A 2,234-nucleotide genomic window follows, 5' to 3' on the forward strand; every position below is an offset into this window, starting at 1 on the left:
GTCAGTTCAGCAACCACGTCGTCGTGCTGCTGTGGGGGTACGCGTTCTTCGTCGAGGGCCAGGGACGGACGCCCGGCGAGGCCAGCGCGCTGCTGACGCTCAACGTCGTGGCCGCGGTCGTCGCCGGCGCCGCGCTGGTCGTCGGCGGCACCCGCAGCCTGACCCGGTCCACGTGGCTCCCGTCGCTCGTCGGGCTGGTGGTCGGCGCGTACGCCCTGCTCGCCTTCTACGCCACGCCGCCCGGCGGCAACCCGCTGCTGGTGGGGCCCGGCACCGTCCAGCACGCGGGACAGCTCGTGCAGCAGGCGGCCCAGCTCATCGAGACCTCGGTCGTGCCGATGGCCGTCTGGCCACCCGTCGAGCTGATCCTCGTCGCCGCGGCGGTCCTGGTGTTCCTCGCCGCCGACCTGCTCGCGGTCGGCTGCGGCATGCCCGCGCTGACCGGGATCGCGTACGTCGCCGTGTGGACGCCCGCCGTGGTGCTCGGCTTCCCGGGCAGCACCTGGGCGCTCGCCGCGACGGGGTTCTGCTACCTGCTGCTGCTCGCGCTCGCCCAGCCGCCGGTGTCCCGCGACCGCTCCGGGCGGCGCGCCGGCGTCGTCCTCGTCGGCGCCGCGGGCCTCGTCGCGGTCACCCTCGCCGCGGGCCCGGCCGTGTCGGCCGTCCCCGTGTGGTCGTGGGTCGACCTGCCCGACGTGGGCACCGGCGCGGTGGGGCCCGTCCGGCTCGCCGACGACCTGGACCTGCGCGAGAGCCTGCGCGACCAGTCCTCCCAGGTCGTGCTCACCTACACCGTCGCGCGCCTCGACGACGACGCCGACGGCCCCGCCGCCACCGCCTCGCTCATCGGGCCCCTGCGCTCGTTCACGCTCCGCGACTTCGACGGCAGGTCCTGGCAGCGCGAGCCCGGCGCCGACCTCGCCGAGTGGGACCCCGCCGGCCTGCTCGCCTCCGACCCCTCCCTCATCGGGGCCCCGCCCGAGGCCGCCCGCGGCACCCTGACCGACGTCGACGTCAGGATCGGTGCCCTCCGGGAGCAGCGGCTGCCCGTCAGCACGTTCCCGCGGACCGTGCAGATCGACGGCCCCTGGGCGTACGACGCCGCACGCGACGAGGTGGTCAGCCGCGACCGCACCGAGGCGGGCGGGCGCTACGACATGGTCGTCGAGGTGCCGGACCTCAGCCCCGAGGTGCTGCGCGCGGCCTCCGGTGACCTCCCGGAGGAGGTGCAGGGCTACCTCGACGTGCCCGACACCGAGCACGCCGACGACCTGCGCGCCCTGGCCGCCGAGCTCACCGCCGACGCCACCACGGCCTACGACCAGGCGCTCGCCCTGCAGACCTACTTCCGCGACGGCACCCAGTTCCGCTACGACACCTCGATCGAGCCCGGGGACAGCGACGACGCCGTCTGGGACTTCCTGCAGTCCCGCCGCGGGTACTGCGTGCAGTTCGCCACCTCGATGACCGTGCTGGCCCGCACGCTCGGCATCCCCGCCCGGCTCGGCGTCGGCTTCCTGCCCGGCGAGCTCGGCACCGACCGCTCGTACCGGGTCACCGGCGCCGACGCGCACGCGTGGCCCGAGCTGTACTTCCCCGGCACCGGCTGGGTCCGGTTCGAGCCGACCCCGGCCGTGCAGACCGGCCCGCCCCCGTCGTGGAGCAACCCGTTCAGCGCCTCGGCCCCGACCTCCGCGCCGTCCGCCGCCACCCCGCGCGCCACGAGCAGCCCGAGCGCGGCCGCCACCACCGCGGCACCGCAGGACCAGGGCGGGCTGCCGGGCGTCGTCGCGAACCCGCGCACCCGGGGGCCGCTGATCGCGGTCGTCGCGCTGCTGGTCGTCGCGGCGGGCGTCGCCGGCGCCCTGGCGGTCCGCCGCCGCCGACGGCCCGCTCCCGGGCTCGCGCCCGAGGTGGCGTGGCGGCGCCTCCGCGACCGGCTCCGCCGCGCCGGCATCACCTGGGCCGACTCCCGGACGCCGCGGCAGGCGGTCGCAGCCGTCCGGGCGCAGGTCGAGGCACGGCGCGGGCGACCGCTCGGACCCGAGGCCGACGGGGCGCTGGTGGCCCTGGCGGGCGCCCTGGAGCGCGAGCGGTACGCGCCCGACGCCGAGGCGTACGACCCCGCCGAGCTCCAGGGCTGGGTGGCGGCGGTGCTGACCGACGTCAGCACGCGCGCCCCCGGGGACGGCCCGGCGGCCACCCCGCTCCCCGCCGAGGCCTGACCCCGCGCC

The 2,234-nt window shown here is 77.5% G+C and carries 1 protein-coding gene; it reads left to right on the top strand.

Features of this window, described 5'->3' with window-relative positions:
- The coding region (locus tag FA014_RS19225; RefSeq protein WP_154731210.1) for a DUF3488 and transglutaminase-like domain-containing protein at positions 1–2,225 on the top strand (2,225 nt) is incomplete at its 5' end.
- Between the last annotated feature and the right edge of the window lie 9 nt (positions 2,226–2,234).

It is taken from the genome of Cellulomonas hominis (assembly GCF_005239125.1).
Classification (GTDB): Bacteria; Actinomycetota; Actinomycetes; order Actinomycetales; family Cellulomonadaceae; genus Cellulomonas; species Cellulomonas hominis_A.